Origin of the sequence: Pediococcus cellicola (assembly GCF_001438655.1) — a bacterium.
In the GTDB taxonomy this organism is placed as follows: domain Bacteria; phylum Bacillota; class Bacilli; order Lactobacillales; family Lactobacillaceae; genus Pediococcus; species Pediococcus cellicola.
This window is the reverse complement of sequence record NZ_JQBR01000003.1, coordinates 36,490-53,856: the sequence shown is the minus strand read 5'-3', so window position 1 is coordinate 53,856 and position 17,367 is coordinate 36,490. Positions and strand designations below refer to the sequence as shown.

15 protein-coding genes and 2 pseudogenes are annotated in these 17,367 nt (G+C 38.0%); 10 read left to right on the top strand and 7 right to left on the bottom strand.

Annotated elements, in window-relative coordinates; all coding sequences use genetic code 11:
• Nucleotides 1-130: 130 nt before the first annotated feature.
• The 3 genes and pseudogenes from IV80_RS03460 to IV80_RS03450 all read left to right on the top strand — a co-directional run.
• A complete protein-coding gene (locus IV80_RS03460) occupies nt 131-1,459 on the top strand; it encodes a glycoside-pentoside-hexuronide (GPH):cation symporter (protein ID WP_057750058.1) in 1,329 nt (442 codons plus the stop codon).
• Nucleotides 1,460-1,659: 200 nt separating this feature from the next.
• Nucleotides 1,660-2,217 (top strand): hypothetical protein, encoded by a 558-nt coding sequence (locus IV80_RS03455; protein ID WP_003567312.1) that lies wholly within the window; start codon nt 1,660-1,662, stop codon nt 2,215-2,217.
• Between the two features lie 277 nt (nt 2,218-2,494).
• Nucleotides 2,495-2,734, top strand: a pseudogene (locus IV80_RS03450) (hypothetical protein); the annotation flags it as partial.
• Nucleotides 2,735-2,738: 4 nt separating this feature from the next.
• On the opposite strand, the gene IV80_RS09965 reads toward IV80_RS03450, so the two are convergent.
• The 4 genes from IV80_RS09965 to IV80_RS03425 all read right to left on the bottom strand — a co-directional run bounded on the left by IV80_RS09965 (nt 2,739) and on the right by IV80_RS03425 (nt 5,843).
• Nucleotides 2,739-3,526, bottom strand: a protein-coding gene (locus tag IV80_RS09965) for an IS5 family transposase (RefSeq protein ID WP_147186374.1) whose coding sequence is annotated in 2 segments (ribosomal slippage) — nt 2,739-3,259 and nt 3,259-3,526 — 789 coding nt in all. Because the reading frame shifts where the segments join, the coding sequence is not laid out codon by codon here.
• Between the two features lie 49 nt (nt 3,527-3,575).
• On the bottom strand, nt 3,576-3,968 hold the full coding sequence (locus tag IV80_RS03435; protein ID WP_057749559.1) for a UPF0236 family transposase-like protein: 393 nt from the start codon (nt 3,966-3,968) through the stop codon (nt 3,576-3,578).
• A gap of 194 nt (nt 3,969-4,162) precedes the next feature.
• Nucleotides 4,163-4,543, bottom strand: coding sequence for a DUF1722 domain-containing protein (locus IV80_RS03430; RefSeq protein ID WP_022669518.1), 381 nt, complete (start codon nt 4,541-4,543; stop codon nt 4,163-4,165).
• Between the two features lie 193 nt (nt 4,544-4,736).
• Nucleotides 4,737-5,843 carry an SLC13 family permease gene (locus IV80_RS03425; RefSeq protein WP_057749556.1) on the bottom strand — a complete coding sequence of 369 codons (1,107 nt, stop codon included), beginning with the start codon at nt 5,841-5,843 and terminating at the stop codon, nt 4,737-4,739.
• 913 nt (nt 5,844-6,756) lie between these two features.
• Here IV80_RS03425 and IV80_RS03420 point away from each other — a divergent pair.
• Entirely contained in the window at nt 6,757-7,119 is a 363-nt protein-coding gene (locus IV80_RS03420) for a DUF5839 family protein (RefSeq protein ID WP_222591533.1), read from the top strand.
• A gap of 214 nt (nt 7,120-7,333) precedes the next feature.
• Here IV80_RS03420 and IV80_RS03415 read toward each other — a convergent pair whose 3' ends face one another.
• Nucleotides 7,334-7,549 carry a CsbD family protein gene (locus IV80_RS03415; protein WP_057749553.1) on the bottom strand — a complete coding sequence of 72 codons (216 nt, stop codon included), beginning with the start codon at nt 7,547-7,549 and terminating at the stop codon, nt 7,334-7,336.
• 341 nt (nt 7,550-7,890) lie between these two features.
• Between IV80_RS03415 and IV80_RS03410 the strand changes: the two genes are divergently transcribed.
• The 5 genes and pseudogenes from IV80_RS03410 (at nt 7,891) to IV80_RS09950 (ending at nt 13,326) form a co-directional block, all read left to right on the top strand.
• The gene (locus tag IV80_RS03410) at nt 7,891-8,139 is read left to right on the top strand and encodes a GlsB/YeaQ/YmgE family stress response membrane protein (RefSeq protein WP_016511904.1); all 249 of its coding nucleotides are present in this window, start codon (nt 7,891-7,893) and stop codon (nt 8,137-8,139) included.
• A 167-nt stretch (nt 8,140-8,306) separates the two neighbouring features.
• Nucleotides 8,307-9,677: a sugar porter family MFS transporter gene (locus IV80_RS03405; RefSeq protein ID WP_057750052.1), complete on the top strand. Its 1,371-nt coding sequence runs from the start codon at nt 8,307-8,309 to the stop codon at nt 9,675-9,677.
• A gap of 21 nt (nt 9,678-9,698) precedes the next feature.
• A complete protein-coding gene (locus IV80_RS03400; protein WP_057749551.1) occupies nt 9,699-10,712 on the top strand; it encodes a polysaccharide pyruvyl transferase family protein in 1,014 nt (337 codons plus the stop codon).
• A 98-nt stretch (nt 10,713-10,810) separates the two neighbouring features.
• Nucleotides 10,811-11,977: an MFS transporter gene (locus tag IV80_RS03395; protein ID WP_057749548.1), complete on the top strand. Its 1,167-nt coding sequence runs from the start codon at nt 10,811-10,813 to the stop codon at nt 11,975-11,977.
• A gap of 419 nt (nt 11,978-12,396) precedes the next feature.
• A pseudogene (locus IV80_RS09950) lies at nt 12,397-13,326 on the top strand (IS30 family transposase).
• 56 nt (nt 13,327-13,382) lie between these two features.
• Here the strand turns inward: IV80_RS09950 and IV80_RS03380 are convergent.
• Nucleotides 13,383-13,874 carry a DUF1836 domain-containing protein gene (locus IV80_RS03380; RefSeq protein WP_057749539.1) on the bottom strand — a complete coding sequence of 164 codons (492 nt, stop codon included), beginning with the start codon at nt 13,872-13,874 and terminating at the stop codon, nt 13,383-13,385.
• Between the two features lie 27 nt (nt 13,875-13,901).
• Nucleotides 13,902-14,750, bottom strand: coding sequence for a DegV family protein (locus IV80_RS03375; protein WP_057749536.1), 849 nt, complete (start codon nt 14,748-14,750; stop codon nt 13,902-13,904).
• A gap of 500 nt (nt 14,751-15,250) precedes the next feature.
• Between IV80_RS03375 and clpL the strand changes: the two genes are divergently transcribed.
• Nucleotides 15,251-17,365, top strand: coding sequence for an ATP-dependent protease ClpL (clpL, locus tag IV80_RS03370; protein WP_057749531.1), 2,115 nt, complete (start codon nt 15,251-15,253; stop codon nt 17,363-17,365).
• The last annotated feature ends 2 nt before the right edge of the window (nt 17,366-17,367 follow it).

Below are 17,367 nucleotides of genomic sequence, written 5' to 3'. Positions count from 1 at the left end.
TTCTATTTTCTTTACTTAAAAGTTGTCTCAGGAATCAGCTTACATCCAAATTGTGTACAATCTATATCATGAGAACTAATTTTAGAGTACGATACAGTTGATTAACAATTTCGATAAAGGCGATGATGGGATGAAAAGCACGACGAAATGGGTAACACGGTGGCCCGAACGAATTAGTTACGGCTTAAGTGACGCCGCCGATAATTTAGTCTTTCAAATGATGACGACCTATTTGCTATTCTTTTACACGGATGTTTATGGACTGACACCAAGCGCGGTGGCCATTTTATTTGTCGTGGCGCGGGTAGCTGACGTTGTTGAAAGTTTTGTCATCGGGATCATGATTGATCACACACATTCACGGTTTGGCAAGAGCCGACCGTTCTTCCTATGGTATTCGTTACCTTACGTTATTTTTGCGGTTCTCACCTTTGTGACGCCTAACTTTTCGTATAATGGTAAATTAATCTGGGCATATGTGACGTATTTAGGCCTTGGATTTCTGTATACGGCTGTTAATCTGCCAATCACGTCAATCTTACCAACGATGTCGCAGAATACTCGTGAGTTGACGTTGTTGGGTGTCATTCGTCAATTCTTTGGCAGTTCGGTTCAAATTGTGGTGGCGGTATTCACATTACCCTTGGTTGCGTTCTTCGGCCACGGTAATCAGCAAAAAGGGTTCTTGGGCACAATCATCGTGTTTAGCCTGATTTCATTTCTTTTGATTATCAACACGTTTGTCCATGTTCGCGAACGGTTCGCGAATCCTGAAATTGCCCACCAACCGTTAACAACTGTCCTAAAAATGTTGAAACATAATCAGCCATGGATCGTTATGTCAATCGTGATTCTCATGTACTGGCTGGTGACGGCAATTAAGAATCAGACAACCATTTACTATTTTAAATATACGGTGGGAAACGAAAACCTGGTGCCACTAGCTAACAGTTTTACCCTGGCAGCGTTAATCGGGGTATTGCTGATCATTCGAATTACCGAGGTTGGCAGTAAGAAGCAAACGATGCTTCGCGGTATTTTAATAGCGCTGGTTGGTCAAGCCGTGATTGCGGTTGGGGTTTATACCAAAATACTGTGGTTCTTGTTTGGCGGTGTCTTGATTAACTCGATTGGCAATGGGATCATTATCGGCCTCGTCTCAATCATGATTGCTGACACAATCCGTTATGGTGCCAGCATGGGGATCCAAGCCGAGGGAATTCTGGCTTCAACGGATGACTTTGGCGTTAACGTCGGCCTTGGTGTTGGCGGCTTGATTACAGCTGGTTTGTTTCACTTTTCGGGTTACGTTGCCAATCGAACCCAGAATGCCGCAACTCTCACCATGATTAATTTGAATTATGTTTGGATTCCGTTGGTTATTTATGTGGGGATGTATTTTGTATTGCGGCTTTATGATGAGGGGCGGATTGAACGAGCAATAGAAGCAAGAAAATAAGTCCGAATTATATTCTAAATAATAGTTTTTGATTTGCTAACTAACACCGGTGCGGTGTGATATTATTACCTTTTTGCGCCAACGGTTATTGCAATTGGCCAAATAATCTTGCAACCTCACTTTTGAAATGCAATAGATTGTGAGTCGTTCCAGTTAGCACTATACTGAAACTGAGTCTAAATCTAAAAGGAGTGGTTTGCATGGCTGAAAAGTATACAGCAGAAATCGTGCCATTGAACGCTGAGAAGATTGGCACCGCGCCGCACGGTGCCGCGACGTTCACGATTGATGGTGCGCAAATGAAGATTCATATCGATATGTTTGATACACCTGCTAATGTGCAGCATTGGGAACATTTCCACGGATTCCCGGATGGTAAGCCAGCAGAAATCGCCACAGCGGCACAAGATGCTAATGGTGACGGTTTCGTTGATCTGCCAGAAACAGAACCGGTTTCCGGTACAACGATGGTGCCATTTGACGCTGAACCGGCCAAGATGCATGTGCCAAATGACAGTTACCCAGTGGCTGATGCAGAAGGTCACTATGCTTATGACAAACTCGTTGATCTGAAGGAATTGCAGACAGCGTTTAAAGCCGCTTTTGGCAGTGACGATTTGCAGCTTGATAAAAGGGTCATTTATATTCATGGTGTGCCGGATACCTTGAAGCTACCGGCTACTGTTCAAGGAACTGTCATGAACTACGATGCCCACGTTACTTTACCAATTGCAGTTGGGAAAATCATCAAAGCTTAAACTAATTAGTTGAATAAATAACCTATAAGTAGTCTTGAAGCTTACTGGCAATACGCCAGCTGTTTCAAGGCTACTTTTGGGTTTGAAGACCTTATTTACCTATAAATAGAGCTTTTTACATTATATGTACAGATTAATACCTATAATGTCAATAAGTATGAACTGTTAAAAATATCTTGTTAAATAACGAACATTATCATTCCTTTGCGCGGGGTCAACTTGTTAAGCTGGTGTTGGAAGAAGAGAGACGCCAGAAACAATGGAAGGAGGCGCACAGATGCCTAAGAAGTTGATCCATATCGTCATGTTGGCGATGTTGATGCTGACCCAGGTCGGCAGCGCCGTTGTCCCTGTAGCCGACAACGGTGAGACAAACATCACCGAACATGACCGTGCGGCGCCAAAATCCGATCCATCCTCACACCAGAACGATGCGAGCGGACAAGCGGCAATTAGCCAAGACACAATTGAGTCTGACAAGAAACAGACAAGTGCAGCAATGAGCAGTTCTGAGAACCTGTCTAGTATCTTTTAAGAACTATCTTCAGGAAGGCCAATACAACCATTTGAAGACTGCTGTTAAGGGCGCGTTCACAGTTTTTCCAAAGTCGCCGACATTTGTCTAGCCAACTCCATGAACGTTCAACGATCCATCGTTGCGGTAGCACCGTGAACATATGCAACTCGTTGCGTTTAGCTACCGTCGTCTTAGCATTCAAAATGAGCTTCACCTGATCCGCAAAGTCATTGCCAGTGTAGCCACCATCAACCATGACATGCTGAACGAGCTCTAAAGTTTGGCTAGCCAAACTAAACATAGCCAATGCACCTGAACGATCTGATACATTAGCTCGTGTCACGAGAATGGCTTGTGGTAAACCATTAATATCAACCGCCATATGACGCTTAATCCCTGAAATCTTTTTGCCGCCATCGTAGCCACTATTTTTCGTTAAATCAGTGGTTTTAACACTTTGAGCATCAACAATCACAAACGACGTTCGGGCCGATCGGCCCTGTGCAAAGCGATAGGAAGCAACAGTTTTTTTAAAAGCCTTTCTAATAGCGAATCAGCTGTCGGGTCTGGTTTATCTCGCCACATATCGTAATAGCGGTAGACAGTGTGCCATTCCGGGAAATCGTGCGGTAATTCACGCCATTGACACCCTGTAGTAAGCGAGTAAAGGATGGCATTGAATACGTCATAAAGATCACAACGACGCGGTCTTGTATGCTTGCGGAAGTTTTCTAAATCAGGTTGTATTAACGCAAATTGCGCTCGAGAAATATTGCTTGGATAATCTGGCATGACAAACTCCTCAGTCGTTTTTCCACAATTCTACCAGATTCAGCAGATACTAGACAGGTTCTAATAACTTGGCCTTGAGGTCGAGACTGAGCCGATTACTTTTTTCAAGGCCGATCTGCTCATCAAGCAAAAAGATGCGTTCATTGGTACGAACATCTTCATAGTACCGACGGCGAAAAGATACAGTGCCAATGCTGGTATCGACATGGCGTTCACGCATACCTTTGATTTTAAAAAACTGCTTCCGGTAGGAAGAATCCGCCAAAACCTGATCTTGTTGTTCCAGCATGACACCAAGTAATTGACAAAGAGTCTTTCCAAAACTTTTTTGAGTTTCGATGACTAGATTGGCAAAGTCTAACTTTCCTGTCAGTAAATCAAAGGCAGAGTTTCCAAATGATGTCATCATTTCTGTGATGATTTGTTGTAAGATAGAGTTCAAGAGTGATTCCTCCTAATTGCTAGCTGGTTGATTTGTCATTAACATTCTAGCATGAGTAGGGATCGCTCCCTTTTTGTTTCTGATAATTTACCCACTTAAACTTTACGCTAAGCCTTAAATTTCATCTGTTGTCCTGTATTATATAATGAGTCTGTAATTTTGGGAGAATTTAAAATTTACTTTGTAAAAACAGACTAGTCTTTTCTTTCGTTAAGCTCAATTATAATTCTAGACTTTTGAAGGTAATCAATTTGGTACTTGTTAGTTAATTGGGCCAAAAAAGGTCCTAGTTTATCATTGTTCGGTTGCAAATTATCTAATAATCTTAAATACTGATGTAACTCTTCATCGGTACATTTTTTTTTGAAATATCCCCAAATATGTTGATACGTTGTTGTTAATGTTTGTTTTGTTGGCGAAACCGATTCAAGTGAGTCAATGATGTTCCCTAGTTCTTGTGTCTTTTGTGGCGTCCATTGATTATTCTTCGCCAGTAAACGAATGTAATCATATTGTTGCTGTGATTTAGACATTACCCAATATTTGTTGACTGCCCAAACTTTTTGCCAATTCATATTTTATCTCCATTTTATGTCATTATACGTAAAGCATCAGAGCGTTCTACTGAAGTAGATTGAAAAGCTTGCGCTAAACTCGTGAATGGACCTTCATGAGTTTTGTGTCTAGTTTGCTTGATTAAGAGACTTCAACTTCAGATTGAAAGAGCACCTTTCAAGAAACTTTAATTGTTTATGGTGGCTACCGTGCTCACATTAACAAGTAAAGCCATCCAAAAACACCCAAAATTAATAAACCAATCAGATTTAACACAGTGAACACTTTAAGGAAATGCCACAATGACTGTTCTTCGCTAAACAGCAATAATTGTTTTACTGCAAGCAAATTTGCAAGGGAGGCCACAATTGATCCCAATCCACCTATGTTAACACCTAGGAATAAGGCTGGTAAGTACTTTGTAAAATTGGCCAGTAAGATAGCGGCTGGAACGTTACTAATCGCTTGGCTAGTCATTAGGCTAGCAATATAAACGCTCTGCGGTGTTTGCATTAGCTGATTTAACCAGAGAGTAATATAGGAGTTGTGACTAATAGCACTAACAAAAAGGAAAAAGCAGACGAATGTTAAGAGCAAAGCGTAATCAACATGTTGAAAGACGTGCCAATCAATTCTCAAACCAACAATAATAGTAACAATAATAACTAATGAAATTGGTATCAAGTTAAAAATTCCGAGCATAATAAACCCAATCAGGGAAGTTGCAATACCAATTTGACTAACATGAATGGTAGTTGATTTTGCGGGAACCATCGTTAAGGACTTTCGTGGTACCCACAAGCTTAACGCTACCAGAAGAATCAGACTGGCAATCATCAGAGGAGCCGATAATTTGAAAAAGGTTAATATATCAATGTGATAAGATGTCACAAGGAACAAATTTTGAGGATTCCCAATAGGTGTAAATGAACTTCCAAGATTGGCCGCCATCACGATTAGAGTTAATGGGTAAGCAATTGCTCCCTTCTGATGCCGATTTACTGTCATAAAGGTGGGAACTAAAGTTAGGATAGCAATGTCATTGGTTAAAATCATTGATCCACCGAATGCCAATAAGATAAAAAATTGCGTCATCTGTCGAGTATGTTGTGATTTGACTAAAAGCCAGTTACTTAATGCATCCAAAATATGCATGGTTCGTAATAACTGAACCCCGATCATAAGCGATAAGAGCGTTCCAATCGTGTTCCAGTTAATATCGGTAAACCGTGGCGTCCCAATCAAAAAACTCAATCCCGCGCAAATTAAAGCAGTAATAAAAATTTTATCGCTGATGGTGCGGCGAAAAACTAAGCCCATTAGGCGCTCTCCTTTTTCCTGATTTTATAGTATCAGTTTGTGTAAAATACTTTGACGTAACTAGGGAAAGGTTTGTATAGTCATTCTTGTGCCTGTACAATTCTTACTTTTACAAATTTTCTACATACTTTTTTTGTCCTTATGATCAGATGTATCTTAGTATTCAAAACAGCAACAACTTTTTTAACGCTGTTCAGTAACCAGATCTCAACATAAATCCAAAGATTCATGAACACCCACACTCCTTTGGAGACAGAGCGGTTTTTCAGTGACGCCATTTCCGATGCCTGAAAGGATATGAAACAAATGCTGAAGACAATCAATAATTGGTGCTACTGGTCAACTCGTTAGAAAATGTATTGATGGTTCATTAATCTTTCTAAATGAGTTTCTCCCTATTATATATGCATGTTAACCAGAAATGGAACTAATCAGATTTCAATAGCGATAAGATCCTTAGAACCTTAAGAAGCCAAAGTCATGTGCAAATCCCAATGATTATTTACCGAAACCAATCTGAGAATGATTACGGGTCACTTATATGTAACTAACAATACTCTCCGTTCGCATTAGTTACAATAGGGTAGGCCCTAGCTAAACAACTTGATATCAATATACGCAAAAAGCCCGCCCATAGGGTGATGAGCAGTCCAATTACGCATATTTTACCGAGATAAATTTTGTACACTTAGGTGTACGATGTATATTATAAGCGGCTTGGTTAATCAATAAAATCTCTTCCGTTGAGAAGAGACTTTATCCGTTAACAATATTTTCGGCAAAGTAGCTTAATTGAAGTTACCTCCTTAAGTTTATCTTGGTAAATAAAAAAGCAAAAAATATTTTACGTAGTTTTTTAGGAGGCCTTAGCTGATTAACTCTAAGTTGGTTATTAACAGAATGGAGGAATTTTATGGCATCAACTCATCATATCGAAACCGTTATTAACGGCCATCATGTGAATAAGAATCATTATTTTAGTCTTAAAAGTTATCAATGGCGGGTTCGCCATCACAAAACCATGGGGAAGAATCTTGCGATTGGTCAATTAGCTTGGGTAGAAGTGACTGGCCAGGTTAAACCGGTTTTAGTGATCATTACCGGGATTCACAAGTTAACCGAGGCTGCTGATCGCCAAGTCGCACGACAATTAAAGACCGTCAAGACGATTACAACTAACTCAGTTAAAGATTTGGACGCCATCACTCAGAATAACTTTGAGCAATACTTGGCCACCCACCCCCAGGGAGACCCTTTTTATCAACCTCAGCAATAAAGCAATCGCTAAAATTATTAGCTAGTTGTCTCAGGAATCAGCTTACATCCACGTTGCTTGGGTGACTTAGAACATCAGCTTAAAGATGGACGGTGGTAACGTAAACAGCCGCAGCGACCACATAAGCCGCGTATTACAGTGTGGAGAAAAAACAGGGTAACAAGCGTGAAAAAATAAAAGAAGACCAGATTTTGGTCTTCTTAAAAATGATAATTTATTTATCGTCTTTATCTAACTTTTCCTTTACGTTATCAACCGTATCTTTAACAGCATCTTTGGCATCTGACAGTTTATCTTTAGCCTTACCTAGAATACCTTGACCCTTACCTTCAGCTTCGCGGGCCTTGTCGTTCGTAGCCTTGCCTTCAACGTCTTTAGCTTTTCCACTTACCTTATCTTTGGTGCTATCAATCTTGTCATCTAGACTCATAATATAACCTCCCATAATGTATTTGTTACAACAGTATTATTCCACATTTTAATTTGCTTGTCTAATAAGGAGATCCTACAAGAGATAGTGTGAATGACACTTATAAGGTAGATTGCAAATTTAATCCGAATTTTTGGACAAATTTGCAATCTACCTTATAATTAGATTTAGAAGGATGCAATTTAGATAATGGAGGATTTCATATGAAAAGATTTAGACTTTGGTCAAAAATATCAATTATCATTTCTATATCTCAACTTTTATTAGCCATTTTTAAAGAAATTCAAAACTATAACAAATCTAAAAAACATCCTTCGAAAAATAAGAGAGGATGATGTTTTATGCATTGGTTATGGGTTTTAATTATTGGTGCCATCATTGGTGCTATTGCTGGAGCAATTACTAGCAAAGGAAAATCAATGGGGTGGATTGCTAATATTGTTGCCGGATTAGTTGGTTCCTCTATTGGAGAAGCTATACTCGGATCTTGGGGCCCTCAATTAGCCGGAATGGCAATTATTCCTTCAATTATTGGAGCAGTAATTGTTGTTGCTGTAGTTTCTTTCTTTTTAAGTCGTAGCACAAGATAAATTTTTCCCTATATGTTAAACTTTTTAACAATCTTTTAAATGAATCCATGGTTGTTATTGGCTGGTCAATTACTGTAGTAATTGGCTTTTTTTATAAATGTTTTACTTTAATTTCATGTAAAGCCACTCTAATTATTAACAAGCTGAAAGAAGTGGACGAATTGGCTATGCAAAATAGAAGTGGAAGAAAATATGGATTATTAAATTACAGTGTTTACGTCATATCTTTGGGAGGATTCCTATTTGGGTATGATACTGGTGTTATCAATGGAGCTTTGGCTTTTATGAGCAAGACTAGTCAATTAAATCTAACTCCTTCCCGTCAGGGAATCGTGTCAAGCTCTTTAGTCTTAGGGGCTTGCCTTGGTGCATTCCTATGTGGAAAATATGCTGATAAATATGGCAGAAAGGTTACACTTCGTTGGGTTGCAGTTATCTTTACACTGGCAACTGTATGTTGCGCATTATCATTCAATTATATCTTTATGACCACATTTAGGTTTATCCTGGGACTAGCTGTTGGTGCTGCCTCAAGTCTTTCTCCAATGTATCTTGCAGAAATATCTCCAAGAGAAGTTCGTGCTAGCAACGTCAATAAGAATGCAATTTTTATCGTTTTAGGGCAACTAGTAGCGTTTATTATGAACGCCCTTTTAGGCAGTCTATGGGGTGACTGGGATCCAATTTGGCGCGTTATGATTTTAATGGCATGTGTCCCCTCTATTATCTTATGGATTAATTCATTCAATATTGCTAGAAGTCCTAACTGGTTAGTACAAAGAGGGCATTTAAAAAGAGCACGCAATTTAGCTCATCGACTAGGCTTCAAAAAACAAACTGCTAACAGGATCATTGATGGACGTAAAAAGAATATCAAAACAGAGACAAAGCTCACTTGGGACCAAATCTTTTCGAATAAACGATTAGTCTACTTACTCTTGATTGGAATCATTATTGCCTTGATTCAACAAGTATCGGGTATTAATACAGTTATGTATTATGGCACTATCTTGTTAGAAAAGGTTGGTATGGGAGAACGGGGTTCTTTGTATGCGAATATACTAATCGGCTTAACATCTGTCATCGCTAGTATCTTTGGAACCAGAATGATTGCCAATCACAACCATCTGAAAATGTTAAAAATTGGGTTAATGGGTAATATTATCTTTTTAGCGTTGTTAGGGGTTATTATGCACGCAAACATGCTGCCACAGGTAGTTACAAGTACTTTGGTTCTAGCAATGCTTGTCCTATTTCTAGCGAACCATCAAGGTATTGTTAGCCCTGTTACTTGGTTGATTATGGCAGAAATGTTCCCTAATAGTGTCAAAGCTAGATTTATGTCAATTGCTACGGCAACCACATGGATCACTAATTTTTCAATTAGCTTAGTTTACCCATTGCTAATTAATGCTTTAGGAACAGCCACTGTCTTTTTTGTATTTGCCATAACAAATGGGTGCAGTTTATTTCTTTCCTTGACTGTTATTAATCAAGAGAAAATGAAAAAATCCTATCAGGAAAGTTCCAGCAAATAAAATTAGAAGGAGGAAAATAATATGGCTAACTTTTATATCAATCCTAATAACGTTGTACACGAATTGCCTAAAAATAATCAGCCAAAATTTTTTATGTTTGGTGTTCCTAGCTATACCAATCTTGGTGACCAGGCAATATCATTAGCCGAACGAAAATATATTGAAGCTGAGTTTCCAGATTACCAATATATTGAAATAGTAGAGGAAGATGATGATGCGGCTATTCCAGTTGTTAAGCAATGTATAACTAAACAAGATATTGTTGCCTTTACTGGTGGTGGAAACATGGGAAATCTTTATCTTAATCACGAGCGAGCACGCCGAAAAGTATTTTCAACTTTTACTGATAACCTAACCATCTCATTCCCACAGTCTATTCATTTTGAAGACAATGAAGCTGGACTTTATGAACAAAAGTTAAGTCAAGAGGCTTACCAAAAAAACCCCAATTTAGTTCTAGTAGCTCGAGATGCACAGAGTTACCATAGAATGCAGACTACTTTCAACAATAAAGTCATTTTTACACCTGATATGGTTTTATATATGAAATCTGTCAACTGGGAGTTCAATCGAAATGGGGCTTTATTCGTTTTACGGCATGATTCAGAAAAAGTTGTTAAAAAAAGTACGATTGACAATATAAAAGATATTTTAGGAAATGAACGCCCTGTAAAAAGAGTTGATACCGTTCTAGACGAACCACAAAAGATAACACCTGTTACTCGGGAGGCATTATTTGATTCAGAACTAGAACTATTCTCGCACCAGGAAATAATTATTACAGATCGCTGGCATGCAATGGTATTTTCCGTTTTAACAGGAACACCTTGCTTGTTATTTGGAAATAGTTATGGAAAAGGAAAGCATGCCTATATTGATTGGTTAGAGCATATCAACTGGGTTAGTTATACCGATGAGGAAGATACCGAAAGGATTAAACAACAAATAAACGCGGTCATGGAAGCTAAAACTCACGCTTATGATCTTATTCCTGATTTTAAACAGTTACATGATTTAATTCCACATAATCGGTAGGAAAAAGCCAACTTTTTGATAACATTTTTCATTTGATGTTAATCAAAAATTGGCTTTTTATATAACTTTTTTAGTGTATCTCTTAATAAGGTGGTCATATGAAAAAGAAAATCAACCTTCAATGCATATTATTAACATTTCTAACGTTCACAATGGGTTTGAGTCAATTTATTATAATAGGAATTATAAATAATTTATCGACAGATTTTAGAGTTTCTATCGCAGACATTGGGGCACTCGTAACCATATTTGCAATCGTTTATGCAGTTGCAACACCAATAATTAACTTATCTATTGGTAGTATCGCTTTGCATAAAGTTATGCTCTTTTTTATGCTGATTTTTTCATTTGGAAACTTATTGACAGCTATAGCTAGTAATTTTAATGTACTACTTATGAGTAGAATTATAACAGCCCTATCATCTGGGCCTCTGATGTCGACTGCTGTTACCTTTGCAGCTGCAATTGCTCCTCAGAGAAAAAGAGCTTGGCTAATATCTTGGGTGTTCTCAGGCTTCAGTATCGCTTCAGTTTTTGGCGTACCTTTAGGTACTTGGATAAGTGATAACCTTAACTGGCGATTAACTTTTTGGACAATTTTTTTTGCCTCAGTCTTTATTACTATCGTAGTTTTCTATTTGCTACCTCATAATTTAACACAAAATGGAACACATAATATATTCAAACAGTTAGCTATCTTAAAAGACAAAAGAATCATCTGGGGTATTCTGGTCCCGGTCTTTAATTTTAGTGCCATTTATATCATTTATACCTATTTGAAGCCAATATTAATTAAAGAGTTAAGTTTCTCCCACAATAATGTCATAATTGTTCTATTTTTGTACGGACTATGTGGATTGGTAAGCAACCAAGTGAGTGGGCGTATAGCAAACATGAAATGGAAACGCAATTTAAAAAAATTTTTTATTCTTCAAGCTATGAGTATCTTTCTTATATTCATAAGTGGAAATTTAACATGGCTAAAAATCAGTGCCATTCTCATAATGGCTTTAACAATGTCTATTTCTAACTCACCCATGCAATTGTATTACATGGATATTGCCAAACAAAATTATCCCCAATCATTGGTTTTAGCTTCTTCTTTTAATTCAATTTTTTCAAATGTTGGAGTTGCTACCGGATCTGCAATTGGAGGACATGTCGTGGCCACTGTAGGCTTAAGCGGTTTGGGCATTGCAGGTAGTGTCTTTAGTGTTTTCACAATAGGTGTTCTAACAATATTAATCAAGTATAACTATAATTAATAAGATCTTTTAATGCCTGTACTGATTTTGGCAATTATTATTCAGGTTCAGTATACCAGAGAATAAGTCTTAATATTTATGTTAGCTTCTTCATGTGAGGATAGATAGAATTTTAATAAACCATCAGCCCAAATTTTTATGCTTGTAAAATAGCAAGCTACAAGATAGTATGGTGGTTTTAAAATTGACTCGATAGGAAAACAATTTATTATCATAAAACACCACTTAACAAAAAGATTAAGTGGTATATAGGAGCAATTAAATAATGAACAATCGTCAATTAAGGAATATCTTGTATATTATGACCCTAATATTTATTTGGTAGATTGTAAAATTAATCCGAACGCTGTTCGGACAAAAAAGATCAGCTTCCTTTAAAATGGTGTTTACCACAAACCAATCTTTTAGGAGCTGATCTTTTGTCTAGTATAACCTATTCCGAACGAATTAAAATCGAAACCTTTTGTGAACTAGGGCTGTCCAATATCCAAATGGGCGTTCGGCTGAACCGATCACCGTCAACAATTTCTTATGAATTATCTCGATGTCAACCTTATCAGGCTGAATTAGCACAAACAGATGCCGAATACAAGCGATCACGATGTGGTCGGAAAACTAAGCTGAGCGATGAGTTAAAGCAAAAAATTCTCAACCATTTACGTCTAAGCTGGTCACCAGGAATGATTGCTCACGAATTTAAACTAGCTACTAAATCTATTTATAATCGGCTAAATCAGGGGAGAATTGGTTTCCCCTTGAATGATCTACCTGAACATGGCGTACGCCAACGGCGTAACGTTGACCAACGATCCAAATATAATCAATCTTTGGGGCGATCAATTGAATAGCGTCCCATGATGATTAATCAACGTAATCGCATCGGCGATTTTGAACTAGATACATTCGTTGGTCCTCGTGGGAATAGTAAGGCAGTTTTATTAACTTTAATCGATCACAAATCACGGTTCCTTTGGGCATACCGGTTAAAAGATCGGACGACAGCGACTGTTAATGAAGCACTAACTAAGTTCCTAACCACTTTTAATGGTCCGGTGCACAGCTTTACTGTGGACCGTGGCACTGAGTTTAGTGGGCTAGTATCACTTGAATCACAATATGGTATTAAGACCTATTACTGCCATGCTTATACTCCAGCTGAACGTGGTAGTAATGAACGCTTTAATCGGAATTTACGTTATTTTTATCCTAAAGGGACTCGTTTTGAGCACATTAGTGCTCAAGATTTAACGACGACGTTACTCCAAATTAACCAGCGACCGCTTAAAATACTCGACTGGCAAACACCGTATCAGGCTATGCTGACAAATTTGTCCAAAAATTCGGATTAAATTTGCAATCTACCATATAACTAAAATATCATATACAAAAATACGTAATAATTTTCCTATAGATCCTGATTTTTCTGAATAAGACGTCTTGCTAAAAACCAAAACCAAACCGATTGAATCGCACTATACTGTATAAGCATAGTAGATGTGGGTTCTAAACTAATATTGGCTACAGGGGGCATTTTTATTGTTTCTTGAGAACTCTGGTTATTAAATATTTTTACAAAGTTATCATAGCCTTCTGCAGGTGAAGTATCCGCAAGAATTAGTCGCAATCCTTGCTCTATTTCTGATAGTGAGAATACATTTTTACATACACCGACCACAATTGCTCCTGCCAAATGTTTTCGTGCATATCTCTTCTTGATTGGAGCCTCAATAATCCCTGCTTTAAAATAATTATGCATCATTGTCTTGGTAATTTTTTCCTCAATCATGGGTTCAACAAAAGAATTGGTGATGTCTAATAATTGATCCAAATGTAAATTGAAGCTTGGTAATTCGCTCCATAACGGTAATCTCGGGAAATTATTTTTAGCGAAAGGCAACTTAGTCATCCTCCTTGCACAGAAATATTAATCAATCTGAACTGCAATTCCAATTAGCCCTGGGCCTGTGTGTACACATAATGCTGGGGAAACATCACCAGTATAAATGGTATGTTTTGGAAAGCTATTTCTAAGTTCGGTTAGTACATGACTTGAAATCGCTTTGTCATTGCCCTGAGCGACTGCAAGCCTAAAACTTTCGTTTGTTGAAGCATCTTCGATAGCCAGCTTTAATAACCTTGAAATTGCTTTCTTTTCAGAACGAGCTTTTGCTACTGGGTAATATATGCCATCTGAGTCGCACGATATGACTGGTTTAATATTTAAAACTGATCCCACCATCCCAGCTACTTTGCCAATCCTACCGCCAATTCTAAGATATTTTAATGTTGCAATATAAAAATAGACTTTACTTTTTAGCACGGACTGTTGAACTCGCTTAGTGATTTCTTGGTAATCATAATTAGCATTAATTAAGTCTTCTGCGTATGCTGCAATCAATCCACTACCAATACCAATACTTTTTGAATCAATAACTGTTATGATTGCGTTATTGACATTTTCAGAAGCTATTTTAAAAACCTTATTTGTAACTGATAAGCCGCTGGAGATTGTAATAGCAATGATTTTTTTATAACCTCGTTGCTGCAATTTTTTGATATATTGTGATACCAGTCCAAGAGTTGGACTAGCTGTTTTAGGAATATAACCATCTTCAATTAGTTGATACACTTCCTGAGGTTGAATAGTCACACGATCCAGATACTCGTGGTTGTTTGCTGTCACAACTAAGGGAACAACTTCAACATTTACTTGATTTTTTATTTCCGCGGGAATATCTGATGCGGAATCGACTAATAGTCCAATTTTTTTCATTTTCCCTCCATATAGTCTTGATAACCCTATAAATAGTATTCTACACTATATTATAAGGCTGTCAATACTACTATTATTCCATGATAGATTTTTGAAGTTGGCTTCTGATTATAACTTTCTACGGTGTGAGTCGCGTAGACCTGTAAATTCAAACCATCCACATAAACAAATGGGAAAGAGCAACTAACAAAATTGCGCCTACAGAGGACACCTTAGTACTGGAAAAATCAAAGCAGCTCAAGTTTTCAAGACTGATCAAATTAAACTTTCTATTTGCCATTTTTAAACAATAAAACACGCCAAGCTATTGTCATGGGAACAATAACTTGGTGTGTTTAAGTGTGTGAAAAGTACAAACGAGAGCGTAAAATATCTTGTGTAAATGCATAAAAGATATTTTACGCTCTCATACATAAAAATCGTGATACAATTAGATGAAGTTTTAAAGGATATTATGGTCACTAAGTTACACGTGTAAATTTTTATGGAGGTGTTGTACTATGGCGAATTTCTACGAAAATGATCCTTTTTTCAACAATGATATGGATGATGTTTTCAATCAATTATTTCGGCGCATGGATAATCAAAATTCGGAGCGTGCACGGTACTTAGTTAATGGAAAATCGTTGACACCAGATGAGTTTGCTCAATACCGAGCAACTGGTAAGCTACCCCAAAATAATAAAACAATAGAAGTATCTAAAGATGGTAAACAGGCTTTTAAAAAAGGAGGGATTTTAGAAAAGTTAGGGACTAATTTGACGGAACAGGCTCGTGATGGATTACTAGATCCAGTAATTGGACGTGAGAATGAGATTCAAGAAACTGCAGAAATTTTGAGTCGTAGAACGAAAAATAATCCAATCTTAGTTGGTGATGCCGGTGTAGGTAAAACTGCAGTCGTCGAAGGTCTGGCACAAGCAATTGTGGCTGGTAAAGTTCCAGAAACGATTCAAGATAAAGAAATCTATTCGATTGATTTATCGTCTTTGGAAGCAGGAACTCAATATCGCGGTTCTTTTGAAGAGAATATTAAACAGCTGGTAAAGGAAGTTAAAGCAGCTGGTAATATTATTCTATTCTTCGATGAAATTCATCAGATTATCGGCACGGGTGCCACTGGTGGTGAAGACGGTGGCAAGGGATTGGCTGATATCATTAAACCTGCTTTGTCACGTGGCGAGCTGACTGTAATCGGGGCTACGACTCAAGATGAATATCGCAATACTATTTTGAAAAATGCGGCTTTGGCACGGCGATTCAATGATGTTGTGATTAATGAACCGACGGCCGCTGACACTTTACGTATATTACAAGGTGTTAAAAAGCTGTACGAAAAGCATCATCATGTTGTATTACCAGATGATGTTTTGAAGGCGGCTGTGGATTATTCAATCCAATATATACCACAACGCACTTTGCCAGATAAAGCTATCGATTTGATCGACATGACTGCGGCTCATTTAGCGGCTAAAAATTCGCAAACTGATGTTGAGACATTGGATCAACGCGTTAAAAAATTAGAGGCAGCTAAGGAGGCCGCCGTTAAATCGGAGGACTTTACAAAAGCCGCTGATATCAAGAAGTCGATCGAGGAAACCAAGCAAAAAATTAAAAAAACGGATCAAAAAGAAAAAATCACTGCCACGATTGATGATGTGGCACAATCGGTTGAACGTTTAACTGGTATACCAGTTGCTGATATGGGCGCTAATGATATTGAGCACTTGAAAAATCTTGATAAGCGTCTGAAAAGTAAGGTAATCGGTCAAGATGAAGCGGTTGAAATGGTAGCGAAGGCAATTCGGCGTAACCGTGCGGGCTTTTCAGAGGGTGATCAGCCAATTGGAAGTTTTCTGTTTGTGGGCCCAACTGGCGTAGGAAAGACTGAATTAGCTAAGCAATTAGCCTTAGATATGTTTGGAAATAAAAATGCGATTATTCGGCTAGATATGAGTGAATATGCTGATCGTACAGCTGTGTCGAAATTAATTGGTACCTCGGCTGGATACGTAGGCTATGAAGATAATGCTAATACTCTAACTGAACGGGTTCGGCGTAATCCATATTCCATTGTATTATTAGATGAAATTGAAAAGGCTGATCCACAAGTATTAACGTTACTGTTACAAGTGATGGATGATGGGCGCTTAACGGATGGACAAGGCAATGTCATTAATTTCAAAAATACGATTATTATCGCTACTTCTAATGCTGGCTTTGGTAATGAAGCATTAAGTGGTGACAAGCAACGAGATCAGTCATTAATGGATAAGTTAGCACCATTTTTCCGCCCAGAATTTCTGAACCGTTTTAATGGAATCGTGGAGTTTTCACATCTGACTAAGCAAGACTTAAGTCAAATTGTCGATTTGATGTTGGCGGATGTACAAAAAACGTTAGCCAAAAAATCCATCAAACTTGAGGTAACTAAAGCGGCCAAAGATTGGCTGATGGAACAAGGCTATGATGAAGCAATGGGTGCGCGGCCATTACGGCGAGTAATTGAACAACAAATTCGTGATAAGGTAACGGATTTCTACCTTGACCACTTAGATGTCAAAAACTTGAAGGCTGATTTAGTGGATGGTGAGATTGTGATATCGGCAGCTTAGCT

What these genes read in the sequence shown, in the direction of transcription:
- IV80_RS03460 (WP_057750058.1), top strand. Translation starts at nt 131, where the DNA reads ATGAAAAGCACGACGAAATGGGTAACACGGTGGCCCGAACGAATTAGT.
- IV80_RS03455 (WP_003567312.1), top strand. Translation starts at nt 1,660, where the DNA reads ATGGCTGAAAAGTATACAGCAGAAATCGTGCCATTGAACGCTGAGAAG.
- IV80_RS03430 (WP_022669518.1), bottom strand. Translation starts at nt 4,543, where the DNA reads ATGAATTGGCAAAAAGTTTGGGCAGTCAACAAATATTGGGTAATGTCT.
- IV80_RS03425 (WP_057749556.1), bottom strand. Translation starts at nt 5,843, where the DNA reads ATGGGCTTAGTTTTTCGCCGCACCATCAGCGATAAAATTTTTATTACT.
- IV80_RS03420 (WP_222591533.1), top strand. Translation starts at nt 6,757, where the DNA reads ATGGCATCAACTCATCATATCGAAACCGTTATTAACGGCCATCATGTG.
- IV80_RS03415 (WP_057749553.1), bottom strand. Translation starts at nt 7,549, where the DNA reads ATGAGTCTAGATGACAAGATTGATAGCACCAAAGATAAGGTAAGTGGA.
- IV80_RS03410 (WP_016511904.1), top strand. Translation starts at nt 7,891, where the DNA reads ATGCATTGGTTATGGGTTTTAATTATTGGTGCCATCATTGGTGCTATT.
- IV80_RS03405 (WP_057750052.1), top strand. Translation starts at nt 8,307, where the DNA reads ATGCAAAATAGAAGTGGAAGAAAATATGGATTATTAAATTACAGTGTT.
- IV80_RS03400 (WP_057749551.1), top strand. Translation starts at nt 9,699, where the DNA reads ATGGCTAACTTTTATATCAATCCTAATAACGTTGTACACGAATTGCCT.
- IV80_RS03395 (WP_057749548.1), top strand. Translation starts at nt 10,811, where the DNA reads ATGAAAAAGAAAATCAACCTTCAATGCATATTATTAACATTTCTAACG.
- IV80_RS03375 (WP_057749536.1), bottom strand. Translation starts at nt 14,750, where the DNA reads ATGAAAAAAATTGGACTATTAGTCGATTCCGCATCAGATATTCCCGCG.
- clpL (WP_057749531.1), top strand. Translation starts at nt 15,251, where the DNA reads ATGGCGAATTTCTACGAAAATGATCCTTTTTTCAACAATGATATGGAT.